At 33.7% G+C, this 19,098-nt stretch carries 20 protein-coding genes; 14 read left to right on the forward strand and 6 right to left on the reverse strand.

The genetic code is table 11. From position 1 onward, the window contains the following. Nucleotides 1-26 precede the first annotated feature (26 nt). The 6 genes from JC605_RS13095 to JC605_RS13120 all read right to left on the reverse strand — a co-directional run bounded on the left by JC605_RS13095 (nt 27) and on the right by JC605_RS13120 (nt 5,649). Nucleotides 27-413: a helix-turn-helix transcriptional regulator gene (locus JC605_RS13095; protein ID WP_198856620.1), complete on the reverse strand. Its 387-nt coding sequence runs from the start codon at nt 411-413 to the stop codon at nt 27-29. A 227-nt stretch (nt 414-640) separates the two neighbouring features. Continuing rightward, nucleotides 641-1,045 carry a hypothetical protein gene (locus JC605_RS13100; RefSeq protein ID WP_198856621.1) on the reverse strand — a complete coding sequence of 135 codons (405 nt, stop codon included), beginning with the start codon at nt 1,043-1,045 and terminating at the stop codon, nt 641-643. Between the two features lie 528 nt (nt 1,046-1,573). Beyond that, complete coding sequence (locus JC605_RS13105) at nt 1,574-1,987, reverse strand: helix-turn-helix domain-containing protein (RefSeq protein ID WP_198856622.1); 414 nt, start codon at nt 1,985-1,987, stop codon at nt 1,574-1,576. Nucleotides 1,988-2,248: 261 nt separating this feature from the next. Continuing rightward, a complete protein-coding gene (gene cydB / locus JC605_RS13110; RefSeq protein ID WP_198856623.1) occupies nt 2,249-3,325 on the reverse strand; it encodes a cytochrome d ubiquinol oxidase subunit II in 1,077 nt (358 codons plus the stop codon). Between the two features lie 2 nt (nt 3,326-3,327). Beyond that, entirely contained in the window at nt 3,328-4,674 is a 1,347-nt protein-coding gene (locus JC605_RS13115; RefSeq protein WP_198856711.1) for a cytochrome ubiquinol oxidase subunit I, read from the reverse strand. Nucleotides 4,675-5,058: 384 nt separating this feature from the next. Further along, the gene (locus tag JC605_RS13120) at nt 5,059-5,649 is read right to left on the reverse strand and encodes an HD family hydrolase (protein WP_198856624.1); all 591 of its coding nucleotides are present in this window, start codon (nt 5,647-5,649) and stop codon (nt 5,059-5,061) included. 204 nt (nt 5,650-5,853) lie between these two features. Here JC605_RS13120 and JC605_RS13125 point away from each other — a divergent pair, with 204 nt between their 5' ends. From JC605_RS13125 to trpC, 14 genes are all read left to right on the forward strand, one after another. After that, a complete protein-coding gene (locus JC605_RS13125; protein ID WP_198856625.1) occupies nt 5,854-7,269 on the forward strand; it encodes a rhodanese-like domain-containing protein in 1,416 nt (471 codons plus the stop codon). 98 nt (nt 7,270-7,367) lie between these two features. Beyond that, complete coding sequence (locus JC605_RS13130; protein ID WP_198856626.1) at nt 7,368-7,931, forward strand: YeeE/YedE family protein; 564 nt, start codon at nt 7,368-7,370, stop codon at nt 7,929-7,931. 10 nt (nt 7,932-7,941) lie between these two features. Next, nucleotides 7,942-8,418: a DUF6691 family protein gene (locus tag JC605_RS13135; RefSeq protein ID WP_198856627.1), complete on the forward strand. Its 477-nt coding sequence runs from the start codon at nt 7,942-7,944 to the stop codon at nt 8,416-8,418. A 21-nt stretch (nt 8,419-8,439) separates the two neighbouring features. After that, nucleotides 8,440-8,958 (forward strand): GNAT family N-acetyltransferase, encoded by a 519-nt coding sequence (locus JC605_RS13140; protein ID WP_198856628.1) that lies wholly within the window; start codon nt 8,440-8,442, stop codon nt 8,956-8,958. A gap of 193 nt (nt 8,959-9,151) precedes the next feature. Continuing rightward, complete coding sequence (locus JC605_RS13145) at nt 9,152-10,729, forward strand: glycerol-3-phosphate dehydrogenase/oxidase (protein WP_198856629.1); 1,578 nt, start codon at nt 9,152-9,154, stop codon at nt 10,727-10,729. Between the two features lie 288 nt (nt 10,730-11,017). Continuing rightward, nucleotides 11,018-11,476 (forward strand): MarR family winged helix-turn-helix transcriptional regulator, encoded by a 459-nt coding sequence (locus tag JC605_RS13150; RefSeq protein ID WP_198856630.1) that lies wholly within the window; start codon nt 11,018-11,020, stop codon nt 11,474-11,476. A 12-nt stretch (nt 11,477-11,488) separates the two neighbouring features. Beyond that, nucleotides 11,489-12,121, forward strand: coding sequence for an NAD(P)H-dependent oxidoreductase (locus tag JC605_RS13155; RefSeq protein ID WP_198856631.1), 633 nt, complete (start codon nt 11,489-11,491; stop codon nt 12,119-12,121). A 38-nt stretch (nt 12,122-12,159) separates the two neighbouring features. Continuing rightward, entirely contained in the window at nt 12,160-12,726 is a 567-nt protein-coding gene (locus JC605_RS13160) for a YceI family protein (protein ID WP_198856632.1), read from the forward strand. 206 nt (nt 12,727-12,932) lie between these two features. Beyond that, on the forward strand, nt 12,933-14,213 hold the full coding sequence (locus JC605_RS13165; RefSeq protein WP_198856633.1) for a hypothetical protein: 1,281 nt from the start codon (nt 12,933-12,935) through the stop codon (nt 14,211-14,213). 299 nt (nt 14,214-14,512) lie between these two features. Further along, the gene (locus JC605_RS13170) at nt 14,513-15,913 is read left to right on the forward strand and encodes an anthranilate synthase component I family protein (protein ID WP_198856634.1); all 1,401 of its coding nucleotides are present in this window, start codon (nt 14,513-14,515) and stop codon (nt 15,911-15,913) included. A 68-nt stretch (nt 15,914-15,981) separates the two neighbouring features. Then, nucleotides 15,982-16,425 carry a hypothetical protein gene (locus JC605_RS13175; RefSeq protein ID WP_198856635.1) on the forward strand — a complete coding sequence of 148 codons (444 nt, stop codon included), beginning with the start codon at nt 15,982-15,984 and terminating at the stop codon, nt 16,423-16,425. 89 nt (nt 16,426-16,514) lie between these two features. Continuing rightward, nucleotides 16,515-17,081, forward strand: coding sequence for an aminodeoxychorismate/anthranilate synthase component II (locus tag JC605_RS13180; RefSeq protein WP_198856636.1), 567 nt, complete (start codon nt 16,515-16,517; stop codon nt 17,079-17,081). Between the two features lie 140 nt (nt 17,082-17,221). After that, a complete protein-coding gene (gene trpD / locus JC605_RS13185; RefSeq protein ID WP_198856637.1) occupies nt 17,222-18,214 on the forward strand; it encodes an anthranilate phosphoribosyltransferase in 993 nt (330 codons plus the stop codon). A gap of 86 nt (nt 18,215-18,300) precedes the next feature. After that, nucleotides 18,301-19,080: an indole-3-glycerol phosphate synthase TrpC gene (gene trpC / locus JC605_RS13190; protein ID WP_198856638.1), complete on the forward strand. Its 780-nt coding sequence runs from the start codon at nt 18,301-18,303 to the stop codon at nt 19,078-19,080. The last annotated feature ends 18 nt before the right edge of the window (nt 19,081-19,098 follow it).

The raw sequence follows: 19,098 nt of genomic DNA on the forward strand, positions 1-19,098 counted from the left end.
CTTTGACAAAGATGAAACTAAAATATTCAAAGTTCTCCAAATTTATCTTTATAGCGTTCAAGCTCAATTTCGGTTCTATTAAGCAATTTTTCTAATAATTGGATTTTATCTTCATAAAGCTCTTTTAATACCGAAGTATTATCTGCATTAATTAAGATACTTCCATTATTATTACCTGTTATTTTTCCGTAATTACTAAAATATTTATCGTATTCAAAACTAATTATATCTTCTACACTCACATCTAGGATTCTTCCTATCTCGACCAATTTTTCATAACTCAAAGATGTTTTTCCTTTCTCAATTTTACTGTAACCCGCCTGAGTTACACCTAATCTTTCTGCCATGTATTCCTGAGTGTAATTTTTTAACTCTCTAATATTTCTAATTTTATTTTTTATTGTTGTGGCCATATCTTTTTCTGATTTGGGTCATGTATAGCTAAAAACAGCCTCCCGTTAAATCGTAACGGCATAACCATACATGTTTTGGGTATTCATAAAAACTACTTCATAATAAATTACGAACTAGCGTTTCGTTAATTTTTTCTTTTTGGTAATGAGGTAACCATATATCAAAGCCACCATTATGAAAAAAGTATCATAATGGAAAATATCAAATACAAACATCTCTGATTTTTTTAAGCGGTTCTCTTTACACTTCGTTCAAACTGAAGATCTAAATAAGCATCGATTTGCTTACCAACCAATTTGCGGTCTTTTAATGCAATTTTAGTTCGTATTTCATTTTTGTAAATATCTTTCACAAAAACAAAATATACGAACTCCGCCTTATTGCTAAATCTCGCAGCAATAATAAGTGCATAACACAAAATTGCAGGAATAATGTAATATAGATCCATTAAATTGGAAAATAACATACAATAATACGTTGCGGCGGTAACAGCTATAAAAGCACCGTTTTCAAGAAAATATTTTTTCTTTTTTTTAAGCAGTCCAAGTTCTTTAATTTCATCAAACTGATACTGCCAATTTTTAGATTTGTAACGAAATCTAACCTTGTCGGAAAAAATTGTTAAAGGCATAATAATTTAGTAGGTAAAAATAGATTTAAGCTTCTAGTAAAAATCAATTTCTAAAAATCTTTAGGGGGAAAAACTCTTAGATACGCAATATTAAGCATTAACCACTTTTTTTTCTTACAATTAACATTATAGAATATAACTATCAGTTGTAATTAAATCTTTCGTAAAAATTATCATACACTTTTAACTGCTAAAATATATTTATTCTTAGAAGGCAATAATTTGGGCGTTTTCTTCGGCCGGGCTATCCGCTTTAGTCCCGATTTAGAAAAACAAGGCTTTTTAGCCGTAGTTTTTGTTAATCGGGAGATACCGCTTCTATCCCTAACGCAGACTCAGGTAAAATGACGTTTTAGCCTTTAAAATTTTCAATGAATTGCCTCCAGCTTCAGCTGGAGGTAAACAAATGTATATATAAAAAGGGCTTTAGCCAAAACCGCAAAGTTTGGCTAAAGCCCAATTCAAACTCAAACAAAAAAACCTCCAGCTAAAGCTGGAGGCAATTGATATCTATCTTTATGTTTTCTATTACTTTTTAAGAAGTTTTTCTAAATATTCTACTTTTTCTTTTTCAGCCTTAACTAATTCTTTTTCAGCCTCAACCAAACGCTCATAAAGTTCAACCATTTTATCTAAAGGGTTAAAAGTAAAAATTGGTCCAGATGCACCTTGACCATTACTTGCGCTATTATCATAAAAATTATTAAAGAAATTGAAAACAGATTCTTCCGAAAAATTTTCAATTGCTTCAATAGTAACACCAAGTGCTTTTGCTATTTCAGTCAATTTTTCTTTATCAATTGTTTCGCTAGCTTCAATATTCGAAATAGTCTGCTGGCTTAAACCAATTGCAATTGCCAAAGCTTCTTGTTTCATTCCTTTAAGCTCTCTAATTCGGCTTATGTTTCGTCCTATATGTTTTGGTTTTGCTGTTGTGCTCATAATTCAAAGATATTTAAAATTCTTGAAAAATTATCTGATTGGTAAAAATACATATTTTTCTCACTATAAAATTAAATTGCCTCCAGCTTTAGCTGGAGGTAAACAAATGTATATAAAAAGGCTTTAGCCAAAATCGCAAAGTTTGGCTAAAGCCTTAATTCAAATTCAAACAAAAAACCTCCAGTTAAAGCTGGAGGCATTTGATTATATTTTCAAAATATTAATTCGTGAAAATTCGTGCAATTAGTGGCAAACAAAAAATCAATGTTCTCCATACCCAACATCATCCATTTTCCCACTGAAAACTCGATATTGAATAATAAAATAAATAATCACCAGAAACAAAGCAATAAAAAACCAGCTCAAACCAGCATTTAATCCGTATTCGTGAGCGGCGGTGTTATAAATCGTTAACGACGGATTCACTTTATTGGTTGAAGGCAAAACATTCGGAAAAATTGAAACTGCTGTCGAAGCAAATCCGCCAACTAAGAATAAAGTTGAAAAAATAAATCCGTGACCATCTTTTTTGAAAGAACGAACTTTAAACAATCCCGCAATTCCAACAAATGTCATTAAAGGGAAAAACCACAGAATCGGATTTTCAACGAAATTATGAAACGGTTTCGGTTCGATAAAGTGCCAAATTCCCAAAGAAATAAAGACCAAAATCAACAGAACAAAGTTCAGTCTAAAGATTACATTTTTCAATTTCGGATTCAGCGCCGAATTCGTTTTATAAATAATCCAGTTTGCACCGTGAATCGTTAATGCCACAACACTCACAATTCCTAAGAAAAGCGTAAACCAGTCAATAATTCCCAATTCATCTGCTTGCGGACTAAAAGTAGGATTCCATAAAGGCAAAAAGAAAAAATGCGCCTCTTGCGTAGAAACTCCATTTTGAACCATTCCTAGATTCACACCGCGAACGATGTTTCCTAAAGCAATTCCAAAGAAAAGAGCCAAAAGCAAACTTGCGATTCCGAAAGCTTTATCCCAAATGCTTTCCCACATGTGATTGTGAATTTGTCCGCGCATTTCCAATCCGATCGCGCGGAAAATCAAAAGCCATAAAATCATAATCAAAGGCAGATAAAATCCGCTGAAAGATGATGCATATAGAGTCGGAAAAGCAAAAAACAAAACGCCTCCCGCCGCAATCAACCATACTTCATTAGCATCCCAAAACGGACCAATGGCATTGGTAATTGCCTTTTTATCTTTTTCTGTATCAGCAAAAAATAAATGAATAATTCCTGCACCAAAATCGTAACCGTCTAAAACCAGATAAACGGCCAGAATTCCCATTAAAACTACGTACCAAAAAAATTCCATACTTATATTTTTTCTGTTGAAAGCTCCACATGACGAGGACCTTTATTGATAATTTTCCCAACTAAAAGTAAAAACAGCATTCCCAGTAAAAGGTATAAACCGATAAAACCAAGCAATGTAAACAAGGTATTTCCTGATGAAACCGTCGGTGAAGCTCCAGCAGCGGTTCGCAGTAAATTGTAAACCAACCAAGGCTGTCTTCCTAATTCTGCCGTGTACCAGCCTGTTGTATTGGCAATGTACGGAAACGGCATCATGAACATTAGAGACCATAAAATCCATTTGGTTTCGAATAATTTTCCTCTAATTAATTGAAAAAGCGAAAGCACCATCAATCCTATAAAAACTGTTCCCAGTCCAACCATAATATGATAGGCATAATACAATCCAGAAATATTGGTTGGGTGCAAGTCTTCTTCAAACTGATCTAAACCTTTTATTTCCTGATCCCAATTTCCATAAGTCAAGAAACTCAAAATATTTGGAACGGCGATTTTATTATCCAGTTTTTTATCTTTTACATCGGGCTGACCGATTAAGACAATTTCTGAACCTTTCTTTTCGGTATGAAAGATTCCTTCCATCGCAGCAAAAGTTACCGGTTGGTATTTCACTACATTTTTAGCCAATAAATCTCCTGTTGGAACAGCTACAATTATACTCGAAATCAATCCGAAGATTACTCCTGTTTTAAGGAATAATTTCCCGAAATCAACATTCTTTTTACTTAAAATATAGAAAGCTCCAATTCCAGCAACAACAAAAGAACTCGTTACTAAAGAAGCTGCTTGATTGTGTAAATACGAAGGCCAAAGCCAAGGATTTAAAAATAAAGCTTGAAAATTATTCAATACAAATTTTCCATTTTCTAAGATTTCGTAACCCACAGGATTCTGCATCCAAGAATGTGTAGCAATAATTAGGTAACCACTCGCCCACGAACCAATCATGATTAGCAATCCCGTTACAAAATGCCATTTATGTCCGAGTAGTTTTTCTCCGAACAAAAATAATCCAAGAAAAGAAGATTCTAAAAAGAACGAGAACATTCCCTCCATCGCCAGCGTCTGGCCAATAATTCCGCCCGTTAATTCGGAGAATTTTGCCCAGTTGGTTCCAAATTGAAACTCCATCGGAATTCCCGTTACAACGCCCATTGCAAAATTGAGGGCAAAGATTTTCATCCAGAAATGGGTGGCGTGATTGTATTGTTCGTCTTTAGTTTTGAGATATTTCCACTTGAAGTACACAATGATCAACGAAAGACCCATTGTAAGTTGCGGAAAAAGATAATGAAAAGTGATCGTGAAGGCAAATTGCATTCGATCATAAAAGAGCATTTCTTCCATAATGGTAATTTGTTTATGAAGTTCCACAAATTTAACCATTAGAACCCGAATTAACGCCCTTTAAAAAAAGTTTATCGTCTGATATTTGTTAAACTTTTCAACAATTTAAAGGGTAAAAATGACACTTCTCATTTTTTGAGTTACATCCAGTTTGTCATTTCGACGAAGGAGAAATCTTCACAAGAAGCTCGACAAAGATTTGACTTTCGTTACGGAGTTACTTACGAAGATTTCTCCTTCGTCGAAAGGACAAGATTGTGTATAAATTTACGTGATAAAACATAACCCGCGGTTCCAACCGCGGGAACACAATGCGTATCCGACACGTTTCCTGCGGTTGAAACCGCAGGCTATGTTTGATTTTGATTGCCTGACTTTTATTGGTTATTTTTCTAAAATCCCTTTTTCTACACTTTCATTAATCAAACCTTCGGCATAATTCCATAAAGATTCTGAACCATTTTTAATGACGCTTTTCTTTTCGTAAACTTTATCGTATTTCACGCCGAACTCTTTCCAAGTTCCGCCGTTGTTTGATGTGTTTTGCAACAAAGGCTCTAATCTATCCATAGATCTTGCAAATTTGGCTTCGTTGGTTTCTCCCGCTTCAAATTCTTCCCAAATAGCAATTAACTCTTTGGCTTGCTTTTCTGGCAGTAATCCAAAAATTCTATTTGCCGCTAAACGTTCTTCGTCTGTATTGTCATGACTTTTTACGGTATCATAAATAAAAACATCGCCTGCGTCAATTTCGACAATATCATGGATCAAAACCATTTTTACGACTTTCAAAACATCAATCGGTTCATTGGAATGTTCTGCCAAAACAATTGCCATTAAAGCCAAATGCCAGCTGTGTTCTGCATCATTTTCGCATCGGTCGCTATTGAACAATTTTGTCTTGCGCTGAATGTATTTTACTTTATCAATTTCTTTTATAAAAGCAATTTGATCTATTAAGTCCTGTGTGTTCATTTTCTTTTTTGTTTTAAAATGACATTCGTCATACGCAAAATTAAAGCTTAAAGCGTAATTGCTCAACTTAAAATTAAGTTATCTCAATCAAATATGCCAAACTCCACTTTTTTTTACATAAAAACCTAATTTCTGTAACATTAGTCACCTATTTTTTTAAAAAACAAAGTTACCTTTGTATCCCATCATTTTACAATACCTATCATGAAAATAGAACAAATTTACACCGGATGCCTTGCTCAAGGTGCATACTATATCACTTCAAATGGTGAAGCGGCCATTATTGATCCGCTTAGAGAAATTCAGCCTTATCTGGATCGTTTAGAGCGTGATGGCGTTAAACTAAAATATATTTTTGAAACGCATTTTCACGCCGATTTCGTTTCAGGTCACGTTGATTTAAGCAAAGAAACTGGAGCTCCAATTGTTTACGGACCAAATGCTGCCTGCGAATTTGACTGCATTTCTGCAAAAGACGGACAGGAATTTAAAATCGGAAAAATAACTATTAAAGTATTGCACACTCCAGGACATACTATGGAAAGCACTACTTTTTTACTGATTGATGAAAACGGAAAAGATCACGCCATTTTCTCTGGAGATACTTTGTTTATTGGTGATGTTGGACGTCCAGATTTAGCTCAAAAAGCGGCTGGAATGACACAAGATCAATTAGCTGGAATTTTATATCATTCGTTAAGAGATAAAATCATGACCTTGGCTGATGACGTTATTGTTTATCCAGCGCACGGTGCAGGAAGCGCCTGCGGAAAAAACATGAGCAAAGAAACTGTTTCTACTATTGGAAATCAAAAAGCGACCAATTATGCTTTGCGCGCTAATATGACTGAAGAAGAATTCATCAAAGAAGTAACTGACGGTTTATTGCCTCCTCCTGCCTATTTCAGCATGAATGTTGCGATGAACAAAGGTGGTTATGAAAGCTTTGAAACTGTTTTAAACAACGGAATGAAAGCTATAAACGTAAAAGATTTTGAAGCTGTAGCTGAAGAAACTGGCGCTTTAATTCTGGACACAAGAAGCGCAGCTGATTTCAGTAAAGGATTTATTCCTCAGTCTATTAATATTGGAATCAACGGTGATTTTGCTCCGTGGGTTGGAACTTTAATTGCCGATGTAAAACAGCCAATTATATTGGTTACTGCTGCTGGTATGGAAGAAGAAACTGTAACTCGTTTAAGCCGTGTAGGTTTTGATACGATTATCGGGCATTTGGAAGGCGGTTTTGAAGCTTGGCAAAATGCAGGTTTCGAAGTTGATACTGTAAACCGAATTACAGCAGAGCAATTTGCTAATGAATTTAAACTTGGCGAAGATAAAGTAATAGATATTCGTAAAGAAACAGAATACGAAGCAGAACATATTGACGATGCTTACAGCAAACCTCTCGCTTATATTAATGACTGGGTAAAAGACATTAATCCAAATGAGCATTTTTACTTGCATTGTGCAGGCGGTTACAGAAGTATGATTGCAGCTTCTATCCTTCAAGCAAGAGGATTTAGAAATTTCTCTGAGGTTGAAGGTGGTTTTGGGGCAATTTCTAAAACCAATGTTCCAAAATCAGATTTCGTCTGCCAAAGCAAAGTATTAAAATAATTAAAGGTTCTGAGTTGCTAAGATTCTAAGGTTCTAAGATTTTTGACCTTTGGGACTTAACAACTCAGAATCTAAAAAAACTTAGAACCTAAAAAAATATGCTAGAAATCATAAAAGAACCTTGGCCTTGGTACGTAGCAGGCCCTTTGATTGGATTAACTGTTCCAATTTTATTAATTATTGGGAATAAATCTTTCGGGATTAGTTCTTCACTTCGTCATATTTGTGCGGCTTGTATTCCCGCGAATATTTCATTTTTTAAATACGACTGGAAAAAAGAAAGCTGGAATTTATTCTTTGTTTTAGGAATATTTCTAGGCGGTTTTATCACTGCTCATTTTTTATCGAATCCAAATCCGATAGAGATTGCTCCTGAATTATCAGAGAAATTAGCAACTTACGGAATCACAGATCATAGTGGTTTGGTTCCTGCACAATTATTTTCTTGGGAAAGTTTACTAACGTTTCGCGGATTTATCATGATTGTTGTCGGCGGATTTTTAGTTGGCTTCGGAACTCGTTACGCTGGCGGATGCACAAGCGGACACGCGATTATGGGATTATCAAACTTACAATGGCCATCATTGGTAGCTACTATCTGTTTTATGATTGGTGGTTTTGTAATGGCACTTTTGATTTTACCATATATTCTTTCACTTTAAAATTTAGAAAATGAATTTAGAAAATAAAAATATAGACAGCGAAGGAATCAACGCAAGCCAGAAAAAAGAAACTGCATTGGGAAATCTTAAGTATTTAGTCGTTGGTATCTTTTTCGGAATTGTATTCGTAAAAGCAGAAATCATCAGCTGGTTTCGTATTCAAGAGATGTTCAATCTAGAGTCATTTCACATGTATGGCGTAATTGGATGCGCTGTCGTAGTTGGATTAATATCGGTACAATTGATTAAAAAATTCAACATCAAAACTCTTGATGGCGAAAAAATCGAAATCCAACCAAAGACTTTTAATAAAGGACAAATTTACGGTGGCTTATTATTCGGTTTCGGATGGGCTATTACTGGAGCTTGTCCAGGTCCGCTTTTTGCTCAAATTGGCACAGGCGCCACTGTAATTGTAGTTACTTTATTAAGTGCAATTGCTGGAACTTGGGTTTACGGTTTGATTAAAGATAAATTGCCTCATTAATTTTATATAGTAAACTAAAAAATGAATTCTACAGAACAGTTAGTATTACGAAAAGCAGTTCTTTCTGAAGTACCTGCAATTTGGGAAATACTGCAAGATGCAATTGAACAAAGACGATTAGACGGAAGCACGCAGTGGCAAGATGGTTATCCGAACGAACTTTCTATTAAAAATGATATCGAAAATGGTTATGGATATGTTTTTACAGAGGACGAATCCATTCTGGCTTATGCGGCTATTATTTTTGATAAAGAACCTGCTTACGAAAATATCGAAGGCAAATGGCTTACTGATGGCAATTATACTGTTGTGCATCGTGTAGCCGTTTCGAAATTGGCAAAAGGAAAAGGAATTGCAACCAAACTATTTGAGAGCATCGAAAGTTTATCTGTCGAAAATAAAATTTACAGTATAAAAGTAGACACAAACTTCGATAATACTCCGATGTTGAAAATTTTAGACAGACTAAAATATACGTATTGCGGAGAAGTCTATTTTAGAGGCTCTGCAAGAAAAGCATTTGAAAAACGATTGATCTAAATAAACAATATATAAAATTGATAACCCGACATGTTCTATGAATCTGTCGGGTTTGTTTTTGTTTAACGTTGCCTACCGAAAACCTGAAACTTGAAACTTGAAACCTGAAGCCTGAAGCCTGAAACTTTTTTCTTCATCAATTTTTAATTTCATTTCGTTAAGTTTGCTTTAAACAAAAAGTCCCGTAAAAGATATGAATCGCTCAGAGCAGTTACTAAAACTACAAAATACAGAAAATTGGGACATAATAATTATTGGTGGAGGTGCAAGCGGACTAGGAACTGCAATTGATGCGGTAAGTCGTGGGTATAAAACCGTTTTATTTGAAGCGGTAGATTTTGCAAAAGGAACTTCAAGCCGAAGCACTAAACTAGTTCATGGCGGAGTACGCTATTTGGCACAAGGAGACGTGCATTTAGTTAGAGAAGCATTAAAAGAACGAGGATTATTGGCACAAAACGCAAGTCATTTGGTAAAAAACCAATCTTTTATTATTCCGAATTATCATTGGTTAAGCGGTTACTTTTACACTATTGGACTAAAAATCTATGATCTTTTATCTGGGGGTTTAAGTTTGGGCAGTTCAAAATATCTTTCGAAAAAGAGAACTATTGAAATGCTTCCTAACGTAGAAGAAAATGGTTTGGTAAATGGCGTAATTTATCACGATGGACAATTTGATGATTCTCGTCTTGCTGTCAATCTTGCCCAAACTGCAGTAGAAAACGGAGCTTGTGTTTTAAATTATACTAAGGTTGTTAATTTATTAAAAGACAATAACAATCAAGTAATTGGAGTTCAGGTTCAGGATCAAGAAAGCGGAATTAAATATGATTTAAAAGGTTCTGCTATTATAAATGCTACAGGAGTTTTTACAAATGCTATTATGAAACTCAATGATAATGTTTATAAAAAATACATTGTCCCAAGCCAGGGAATTCATTTGGTTTTTGATAAATCATTTCTGCCTGGCGATCATGCCTTAATGATTCCGAAAACAAAAGACGGAAGAGTTTTATTTGCAGTTCCATGGCATAATCGAGTTGTAGTTGGCACGACTGATACTTTAATAAAAAAACAAAGTTTAGAACCAATTGCTTTAGAAAGCGAAATTCAATTTGTACTTGAAACAGCCCAGCGATTCCTTGCAAAAAAACCTGAAAGAAAAGATGTGTTAGCTGTTTTTGCAGGATTACGCCCTTTGGCAGCTCCAAAAGAAGAAGGTAAAAGCACTAAAGAAGTTTCTAGAAGCCATAAAATTATAGTTTCTGAAACTGGTCTCATTACCATTACAGGAGGAAAATGGACTACCTATCGAAAAATTGCTGAAGATATAATTGACAAAGCCATCAAAACAGGCAAATTACCAAAGAGAACCTGTACAACAGAACATCTTTCTATTCACGGAAGCCAACCTACCACTTCACTTGATAGAGAAAATCACCTCTATATATATGGTACAGATATTCCGAAAATAATCGAGTTGCAAGAAAGCGAACAGACATTAAAAGAAAAACTGCATTCTAATCACGAATTTACAATGGCAGAAGTCGTGTGGGCAATTCGTTACGAAATGGCAAGAACTGTTGATGATATACTGGCAAGAAGAGTTCGTTTATTATTCTTAGATGCTAGAGCTGCAATTGAAGTTTCGGAGAAAACAGCTAGAGTAATTGCCAAAGAATTGGGACATGATGAAGCTTGGATAAACAATGAAATTGCCAATTTCAAGCAAATTGCAAAAGGTTTTCTGCTCTCAGAATTCCAATAAATCATAAATCTAGTTGATTTTTAAGGTTTTACACTTTTAAAATATCTTACAAAAAGTCATTTGACTAATATTTAAAATCAAAACTTTCTTTTAGTTTTAAAAAATCATTAATATACAACATATCAATACGTTATATTAAAAAATTACTTTAATTTTAATATCGAAAACTATTCTTTTAGTTCTTTAAAAAAGCCTTTTTATTCATGTTAACAAAAAATTAACACAACATTTGTATATACAACTATTAAAAGTTATACATTTGTATATACAAATTATACACTTACGACTATGACAATTGAAGAGGTTATTAAGAGTACGGTTAAGATGGATAATGCGAAAAAAGTTATTCTGAATATCATGTACACGCAAAATGTGATTCAGGATCATTTCAACGAGTTGATCAAACCGTATGATTTATCTGGAGAACAGTATAATGTGTTACGTATATTAAGAGGACAAAAAGGAAAACCTGCTAATATGTGCGTGATACAAGAGAGAATGCTTGCTAAAACGAGCAACACAACACGTTTGGTAGATAAACTATTATTAAAGGATTTTGTAACGCGAAATGTCTGTCCTGATAATCGAAGAAAAATTGAAGTTTCGATTACACAAAAAGGATTAGATGTATTGAAAGAACTAGATCCAAAAGTAGATGAGCATGAGCAAACATTTGCAAATAATTTAAAACCAGAAGAATTGGTTTTCCTAAATCAACTATTAGAAAAATATAGAACCAACAAATAAAGTAATAAAAATATGAGCAATTTCTTAGACAATCAAAATTGGAGATACGCAGTTAAACAATATGATGCTTCAAAAAAGATATCAGAAGCTGATTTAAATACATTAAAAGAAGCGGTTAGATTAAGCGCTTCTTCATACGGATTACAACCTTACAAAGTAGTTATTGTTGAAAATCCAGAATTGAGAGAAAAATTAAAAGGTGCAGCTTGGGGGCAAACTCAAATTACTGATGCTTCTCACCTATTCATTTTTGCAAACGACTTAAGTCTTGATGCAGGTTCTGTTGACAAATACATCAGCAACATCAGTGAAGTAAGAGGTGTTCCTACAGAAGCTTTAGGCGGATTTAGCGATATGATGAAAAATGTAATTTCAAATTTATCTGAAGATGCAAAACACATCTGGACTGCAAAACAAACTTACTTAGCTTTGGGGAACTTATTAAATGCAGCTGCTGACTTAAAAATTGATGCAACACCAATGGAAGGTTTCAATGCGGCTCAATTTAATGAAATCTTAGGTTTCGATAAATTAGGCCTAAATGCTTCAGTTATTGCAACTGTAGGTTACAGACATGATGACGACAAATCTCAGCATCACAAAAAAGTTAGAAAATCACACGAAGAATTATTTATCACTCTATAATTATTTATTAATCAAATTCAAATTTTAATTTTAAAAACATGAAAAATTTAAAAACTATTGCAATAGCATTATTCGTAGCAGCAGCTGGAATCTCAGTAAACGCTCAAACTAAAAAAATCGACGTAAAAGCATCTACAATTAAATGGGTAGGTAAAAAAGTAACTGGAGAGCACTCTGGAACTGTAAACTTTAAAGAAGGTTCTTTAGTTTTCAAAGGAAAAAAATTAGCTGGTGGTAACTTTACAGTTGATATGACTTCATTAACTTCTACAGATTTAACTGGAGAATACCAAGGAAAATTAAACGGTCACTTAAAAGCTGACGATTTCTTCGGAACTGACAAATTCCCAACTTCAAAATTAGTTTTCAAAACTATCGGTGCAAAATCTGCTGACGTTTATACTGTAACTGCAGATTTAACTATCAAAGGAATTACTAAACCAGTAACTTTTGATATCACTGTAAAAGGAAACACTGCTACAACTGCTTTCAAAGTTGACAGAACTAAATACGATATTAAATACGGTTCAGGTAGCTTCTTCGACGGTTTAGGAGATAAAACTATCAATGACGAATTTGAATTGACAGTAGCTTTAAAATTCTAATATTTAGACCTTACTAATTCAGAAATACAGTAAACCCCGACAGTTTTAAACTTTCGGGGTTTATTTTTTTTAAACTTTTCAAAAACTTAACATTCTTAATAATAAAGTAACTCTTTCGTAATAAGTATCAGGACTTTGATTAACATACGGCTTCTATTTTTGGGACAATTAAAAAAAATCAAAAACTAGAAATTAAAATCATAGTTATGAAAACAAAACTACATATTGCATGCATACTCTTCATTATCAGCTTTTTCGCACAAGCTCAACAACAGCCAAAAGGAATCACTGGTACTTCAAACTGGATGACCAACTGGACGAGCTTTAGACCAGCTGCAAATGACTATGGCGAAGCAACCAATATAATTGCCGGAACAATCGATAAAGATACACGTTTAGTAAAACGTAATATTTATCATTTGGTTGGTGTTGTGTATGTTACAAACAATGCAACGTTAACTATCGAGCCAGGAACTGTTATACGTGGTGACGATAAAACATGCGGAACGCTTGTTATTACCAATGGAGCTAAAATTATGGCTGAAGGATTAGAAACTGACCCTATTATCTTTACATCAGAAAATGAAATAAACAATAGAAAACCAGGAGATTGGGGCGGAATTATAGTTTTAGGAAAAGCACCAATAAACTCATTAGGAGGTATTCATACTTTGCCTTTCGATTTAGATCCAACTTTAAATCATTATGGAGGGCAAGATCCAGAAGACAATTCAGGAACTCTAAAATATGTTAGAATCGAATATGCCGGAAGAAAATTAAGCGCTTCAAAAGAGTTAAACGGTCTTTCTCTTGCTGGTGTTGGAAGAAAAACAACTGTGAGCCACGTTCAAATTAGTTTTTCAAATGATGATTCTTTCGAATGTTATGGCGGAGATTTGAATTTAAGCAACTTGGTTTCATTCAGAACAACAGACGACGATTTTGATTTTACACAAGGAGCTCAAATTAATATTAGCAATAGTATTGCAATTCGCCATCCGTTTTCTTCAGATATTTCGGGTTCAAGATGTTTTGAGGCTGATTCTTACGAGAAAGTTGCGAATACAGACATGACTAAAAAAATGACTAAAATAAATGCAAACAACATTACTTTGGTTAATTTAGAGGAAAACAATCAAGGCTTGGTGAGAGAATCTGCTTACATCAAAGAAAATACCTTTTTCAACCTAACCAATAGTGTGGTTTCTGGATTTGCACCATTTATTTTGTTGGAAGGAAATATCGGAAATGGTGAAGCAAATTTATCAAAAATCACTTTTAAAAATATTGTAGCAAACAATTGTCAAGGTGAAATTGAAAGCGAATCTGGAAGCAATATTCCTGGCATAAAAAACTATTATGGAAACCCTGCTTACGGAATAGAATATACAAAATTGAAACTTAGTGAGCTGTTTGCACTTCCAAATATTAAAGGAAATCCAGATTTCAGATTAAATGTAAACAATACCATAGCAAGTGGAAATTAAGGAGTTATAGGAAGATTTGTGATTAAAATTTAACAAATTTCAGAAATTCGAAAAGATTTTTTTGGAATTTTATGTACTCTAATTAAAATTACATTTATATCTTTGTCACATCAAAATAAAGAAATGAGAACAATTTTAAACAATACTTGGTGGTGGAGCAATTTACGTCAGACGTCGTGAACGAAGCTTCCTATGGTATTGTAAGAAATATAAAAATATAAAGGGCTTGTCATCACGACAAGCCCTTTTTTTTTGATTCAATTGAAAACAAATTAACGAACAACATAAAACTATATATTTTGAAACCTTTTATTCTTAATACACATTACAAACAAATTCTGGCAGATACAGTAACGCCAGTAAGCATTTATTTTAAAATCAGAGATAAATTCCCAAATAGTTTATTACTAGAAAGTAGTGATTATCATGGAAATGATAACAGTTTCTCTTATATCTGCTGCAATCCTATCGCTACTATTAAAATCGAAAATGAGACAATCTCAAAAACTTTTCCTGACGGAACTTCTGAGAAAACTGTGATCGATGCTTCAACAAATATTCCTCAGGTAATTCAGGAATTTTCAAGCCAATTCAAATCAGAAAAAAACGATTTTAAATTCATCAACAACGGTTTATTTGGATACATTTCTTATGACGCTGTTCGTTATTTCGAGAAAGTATCTATTGCAAAAAAAGACAATGCAACTTCAATTCCAGATGTTTTTTATGCTGTTTATCAAAACATTATTGCAATTAACCACTTTAAAAATGAAGCTTATATTTTCTGCCACAGTTTAGACGGAAAAAATAATATTGCAGAAATCGAGCAATTATTGCAATCAAGAAATATTGCTTCTTATAAATTTTCTAAAGAAGGCGAAGGTTTCTCTAACTTGACTGATGAAGAATTTAAAGCAAATGTGGCTTTAGCCAAAAAACACTGCTATCGCGGAGATGTTTTTCAATTGGTTCTTTCTCGACGATTTACTCAAGGTTTCAAAGGAGATGAATTCAATGTATACAGAGCTTTAAGAAGCATTAACCCTTCTCCTTATTTATTCTTTTTTGATTACGGAGATTTCAAAATATTCGGTTCTTCACCAGAAGCACAAATTATCGTAAAAGATAGAAAAGCCGAAATTCATCCAATTGCGGGAACTTTCAAAAGAACTGGAAATGATGAGCGTGATGCACTTTTAGCTAAAGAACTTTCTGAAGATAAAAAAGAAAACAGTGAACACGTTATGCTGGTTGATTTAGCGAGAAACGATTTAAGTAGAAACGGACATGATGTAAATGTAGAAAAATACAGAGAAGTTCAGTTTTTCTCTCACGTAATTCACTTAGTTTCTAAAGTTACAGGACATTTACACGATAAAGCAACAACAATGCAAGTCGTAGCAGATACTTTTCCAGCAGGAACTTTAAGCGGAGCACCAAAACACAGAGCTATGCAATTAATTGAAGATTGCGAAAAGACAAATCGTAACTTCTATGGAGGCGCAATCGGAGTTATGGATTTTGACGGAAACTTTAATCATGCGATTATGATTCGAACTTTCCTTTCTAAAAATCACCAATTGCATTGTCAAGCAGGAGCTGGAATTGTAGCAAGTTCTGACGAAGAAAGTGAAATGCAAGAAGTTTACAATAAGTTGAGAGCCTTGAATACAGCGTTAGAAATGGCAGAACAGATTTAGTTTCAAGTTATTGAAACGTGAAACTTGAAACCTGAAACAATTAAAAACAAACCATAAAACCACAAACTATGAAAAAAGCAGTATCAATTTTAGTTTTAATCATTACCCTTAGTTCTTGCAATTCAGAAAAAAAACAAAACCCTATTGAAGGAACCTGGCGTCTTATATCAGCTGAAACGACAGAGAAAGATTCTACTTTTTCGACTTTCAATACAAAAACAAAAATGATTAAAATTATAAACGATACACATTTTGCTTTTTTTAATCATGATTTGAAAAATGGAAAAGATTCCACATCAGCATTGTTCTTTGGCGGAGGCGGAAAATATACTTTGAAAGATAGTATTTACACCGAAAATCTGGAGTTCTTCAACAACCGTGATTGGGAAAACAACAAATTTGAATTTGTAGTGAAAGTTCAAAACGACACCTTAATTCAAAAAGGAGTAGAAAAAGTAGAAAAATTAGGAGTAGATCGTATTATAGTAGAAAAATACGTTCGAGAAAAATAATAAAAAAATTAGTTGCCAGTCTCAGTCTCCGTTTTTAGTAAAAAACTTAGCATCTCAGAACCTTAGCAACTTAGCAACTTAAAAAAAAAATGAAAAAGATTTTAGTTATAGACAATTACGATAGTTTCACTTACAATTTAGTGCACTATTTAGAAGATTTAAACTGCGAAGTTACTGTTTACAGAAACGACGAATTTGATATTGATGAAATTGCATCTTTCGAAAAAATATTACTTTCTCCAGGACCTGGAATTCCAGATGAAGCTGGTTTGTTAAAAGCAGTAATCGAAAAATATAGTCCAACAAAAAGTATTCTTGGCGTTTGTTTAGGACAACAGGCAATTGGAGAAGTTTTTGGCGGAACACTTTCTAACCTTGATAAAGTATATCACGGAGTTGCAACAAACGTAAAAACTTTAGTAGACGACGAAATTTTATTTGAAGGTTTAGGAAACGAGTTCGAAGTTGGAAGATACCATTCGTGGGTAGTTGATAATAATTTACCCGAAGATTTAGAAGCAACTTCGGTAGATGAAAACGGACAAATTATGTCTTTACGTCACAAAAATTATGATGTAAGAGGCGTTCAATTTCACCCAGAAAGCGTTTTAACACCAAACGGAAAAAGGATTTTAGAGAATTGGATTAACAGCTAGTCAAAAGTTTTAAAGTCGAAAGTCATAAAGTCAAAAAAAGGTCTTTCGCTATTTTAAAACTAAAAAACACAAGAAAAAAAATGAATTACAAAGTCAAGGACTTTAAGGCCTTCGACTTTAGACTTTAAGACTAAATTTCAATGAAAACTATATTAAACAAATTAATCAACCACGAAGTGCTTTCTAAAGAAGAAGCAAAACAAGTATTGATTAATATTTCAAGCGGTCACTACAATCCAAGTCAGATTTCGGCATTTTTGACTGTTTTTATGATGCGCAGCATTACTATTGACGAACTTTCGGGCTTTCGCGAAGCTTTATTGGATTTATGCATTCGTGTCGATTTATCAGCTTACAACACAATCGATTTATGCGGAACGGGCGGTGACGGAAAAGACACTTTCAATATTTCAACTTTAGCCTCTTTTGTATCTGCAGGAGCAGGAATAAAAGTAGCAAAACATGGAAATTACGGAGTTTCATCTATTTCTGGATCAAGCAACGTAATGGAAAAAATGGGAATTAAATTCAGCAACGATCCATCATTTTTAGAAAAATGTATTGATCAGGCTGGAATCTGTGTCTTGCACGCTCCCCTATTCCACCCAGCAATGAAAAATGTTGGACCAATTAGAAAAGAATTGGCGGTAAAAACCTTCTTTAATATGTTAGGTCCAATGGTAAATCCAGCATTTCCACAGAATCAATTGGTTGGAGTTTTCAACTTAGAATTGGCGAGAATGTATGCGTATTTATATCAAAACACCAATACCAATTTCACGATCTTACATTCGCTTGACGGATATGATGAAATTTCATTGACTGGTCCAACAAAAACAATTTCTAACCACATGGAAGGAATGTTAAATCCAGAAGATTTTGGCGTTCGTCTTTTATCGCAAACAGAAATTGAAGGCGGAAAAACAATTGAAGAATCTGCTGCAATTTTCACGAATATCATTTCTGGAAAAGGAAACGAAGCTCAAAATAATGTAGTTTGTGCCAATGCTGCAATGGCAATTTCAACCGTTACCAAATGCTCTCCTAAAGAAGGTTTTGAAATAGCAAAAGAAAGTTTATTGTCAGGGAAAGGACATCAAGCATTAAAAAAATTACAAGAGTTAAGTAAATAAAATTTTGTTTCAAGTTTCAGGTTTCAAGTTATTTTGAACGTTCTACATCTTGAAACATGAAACATGAAACATGAAACAACACAACAATGAACATTTTAGATAAAATAATAATAGACAAAAAAAGAGAAGTGATTTTGAAGAAATCGATTATTCCGGTTTCACAATTGGAAGCTTCAGTATTTTTTGGAAAACAGACGATTTCTCTTAGTCAGAAATTAAAAGAAAGTAATTCTGGAATTATTGCAGAACACAAACGCCGTTCTCCTTCAAAATCAATCATCAACAATAATTTTACAGTTGAAGAAGTAGTTAAAGGTTATGAAACTGCTGGCGCATGCGGAATCTCCGTTTTAACTGACGGAAAATACTTTGGCGGTTCTCTAGACGATTTACTTCTGGCAAGAGCTTCAGTAAATATTCCGCTTTTACGAAAAGAATTTATTGTAGACGAATATCAGATTCTAGAAGCAAAAGCTCACGGAGCCGATTTAATTTTATTAATCGCTGCCGTTTTAACGCGTGAAGAAATTAAATCTTTATCTGAATTTGCAAAAAGTTTAGGTTTAGAAGTTCTTTTAGAAGTTCACAATCAAGAAGAATTAGAAAAATCAATTATGCCAACTTTAGATATGATTGGCGTAAACAATAGAAACCTAAAAACATTCGAAGTAAGTTTAGATTTCAGCAAAGAACTGGCATCTCAAATTCCAAACGATTTTGTAAAAGTTTCTGAAAGCGGTATTTCATCAATTGAAGCCATTCAAGAACTTAAACCATACGGTTACAAAGGTTTCCTAATTGGAGAAAACTTCATGAAAACTGATAATGCTGGATTAGCAGCGACGGAATTTATTAGTAAGATATAATTTTGGTTTGCCACAAAT

Source organism: Flavobacterium sp. IB48 (assembly GCF_016405855.1).
In the GTDB taxonomy this organism is placed as follows: Bacteria; Bacteroidota; Bacteroidia; order Flavobacteriales; family Flavobacteriaceae; genus Flavobacterium; species Flavobacterium ginsengisoli.

What these genes read in the sequence shown, in the direction of transcription:
- JC605_RS13150 (WP_198856630.1), top strand. Translation starts at nt 11,018, where the DNA reads ATGACAATTGAAGAGGTTATTAAGAGTACGGTTAAGATGGATAATGCG.
- JC605_RS13100 (WP_198856621.1), bottom strand. Translation starts at nt 1,045, where the DNA reads ATGCCTTTAACAATTTTTTCCGACAAGGTTAGATTTCGTTACAAATCT.
- JC605_RS13180 (WP_198856636.1), top strand. Translation starts at nt 16,515, where the DNA reads ATGAAAAAGATTTTAGTTATAGACAATTACGATAGTTTCACTTACAAT.
- JC605_RS13155 (WP_198856631.1), top strand. Translation starts at nt 11,489, where the DNA reads ATGAGCAATTTCTTAGACAATCAAAATTGGAGATACGCAGTTAAACAA.
- JC605_RS13130 (WP_198856626.1), top strand. Translation starts at nt 7,368, where the DNA reads ATGCTAGAAATCATAAAAGAACCTTGGCCTTGGTACGTAGCAGGCCCT.
- JC605_RS13160 (WP_198856632.1), top strand. Translation starts at nt 12,160, where the DNA reads ATGAAAAATTTAAAAACTATTGCAATAGCATTATTCGTAGCAGCAGCT.
- trpC (WP_198856638.1), top strand. Translation starts at nt 18,301, where the DNA reads ATGAACATTTTAGATAAAATAATAATAGACAAAAAAAGAGAAGTGATT.
- JC605_RS13165 (WP_198856633.1), top strand. Translation starts at nt 12,933, where the DNA reads ATGAAAACAAAACTACATATTGCATGCATACTCTTCATTATCAGCTTT.
- JC605_RS13105 (WP_198856622.1), bottom strand. Translation starts at nt 1,987, where the DNA reads ATGAGCACAACAGCAAAACCAAAACATATAGGACGAAACATAAGCCGA.
- JC605_RS13145 (WP_198856629.1), top strand. Translation starts at nt 9,152, where the DNA reads ATGAATCGCTCAGAGCAGTTACTAAAACTACAAAATACAGAAAATTGG.
- JC605_RS13125 (WP_198856625.1), top strand. Translation starts at nt 5,854, where the DNA reads ATGAAAATAGAACAAATTTACACCGGATGCCTTGCTCAAGGTGCATAC.
- JC605_RS13140 (WP_198856628.1), top strand. Translation starts at nt 8,440, where the DNA reads ATGAATTCTACAGAACAGTTAGTATTACGAAAAGCAGTTCTTTCTGAA.
- cydB (WP_198856623.1), bottom strand. Translation starts at nt 3,325, where the DNA reads ATGGAATTTTTTTGGTACGTAGTTTTAATGGGAATTCTGGCCGTTTAT.
- JC605_RS13115 (WP_198856711.1), bottom strand. Translation starts at nt 4,674, where the DNA reads ATGGAAGAAATGCTCTTTTATGATCGAATGCAATTTGCCTTCACGATC.
- JC605_RS13175 (WP_198856635.1), top strand. Translation starts at nt 15,982, where the DNA reads ATGAAAAAAGCAGTATCAATTTTAGTTTTAATCATTACCCTTAGTTCT.
- trpD (WP_198856637.1), top strand. Translation starts at nt 17,222, where the DNA reads ATGAAAACTATATTAAACAAATTAATCAACCACGAAGTGCTTTCTAAA.
- JC605_RS13135 (WP_198856627.1), top strand. Translation starts at nt 7,942, where the DNA reads ATGAATTTAGAAAATAAAAATATAGACAGCGAAGGAATCAACGCAAGC.
- JC605_RS13120 (WP_198856624.1), bottom strand. Translation starts at nt 5,649, where the DNA reads ATGAACACACAGGACTTAATAGATCAAATTGCTTTTATAAAAGAAATT.
- JC605_RS13095 (WP_198856620.1), bottom strand. Translation starts at nt 413, where the DNA reads ATGGCCACAACAATAAAAAATAAAATTAGAAATATTAGAGAGTTAAAA.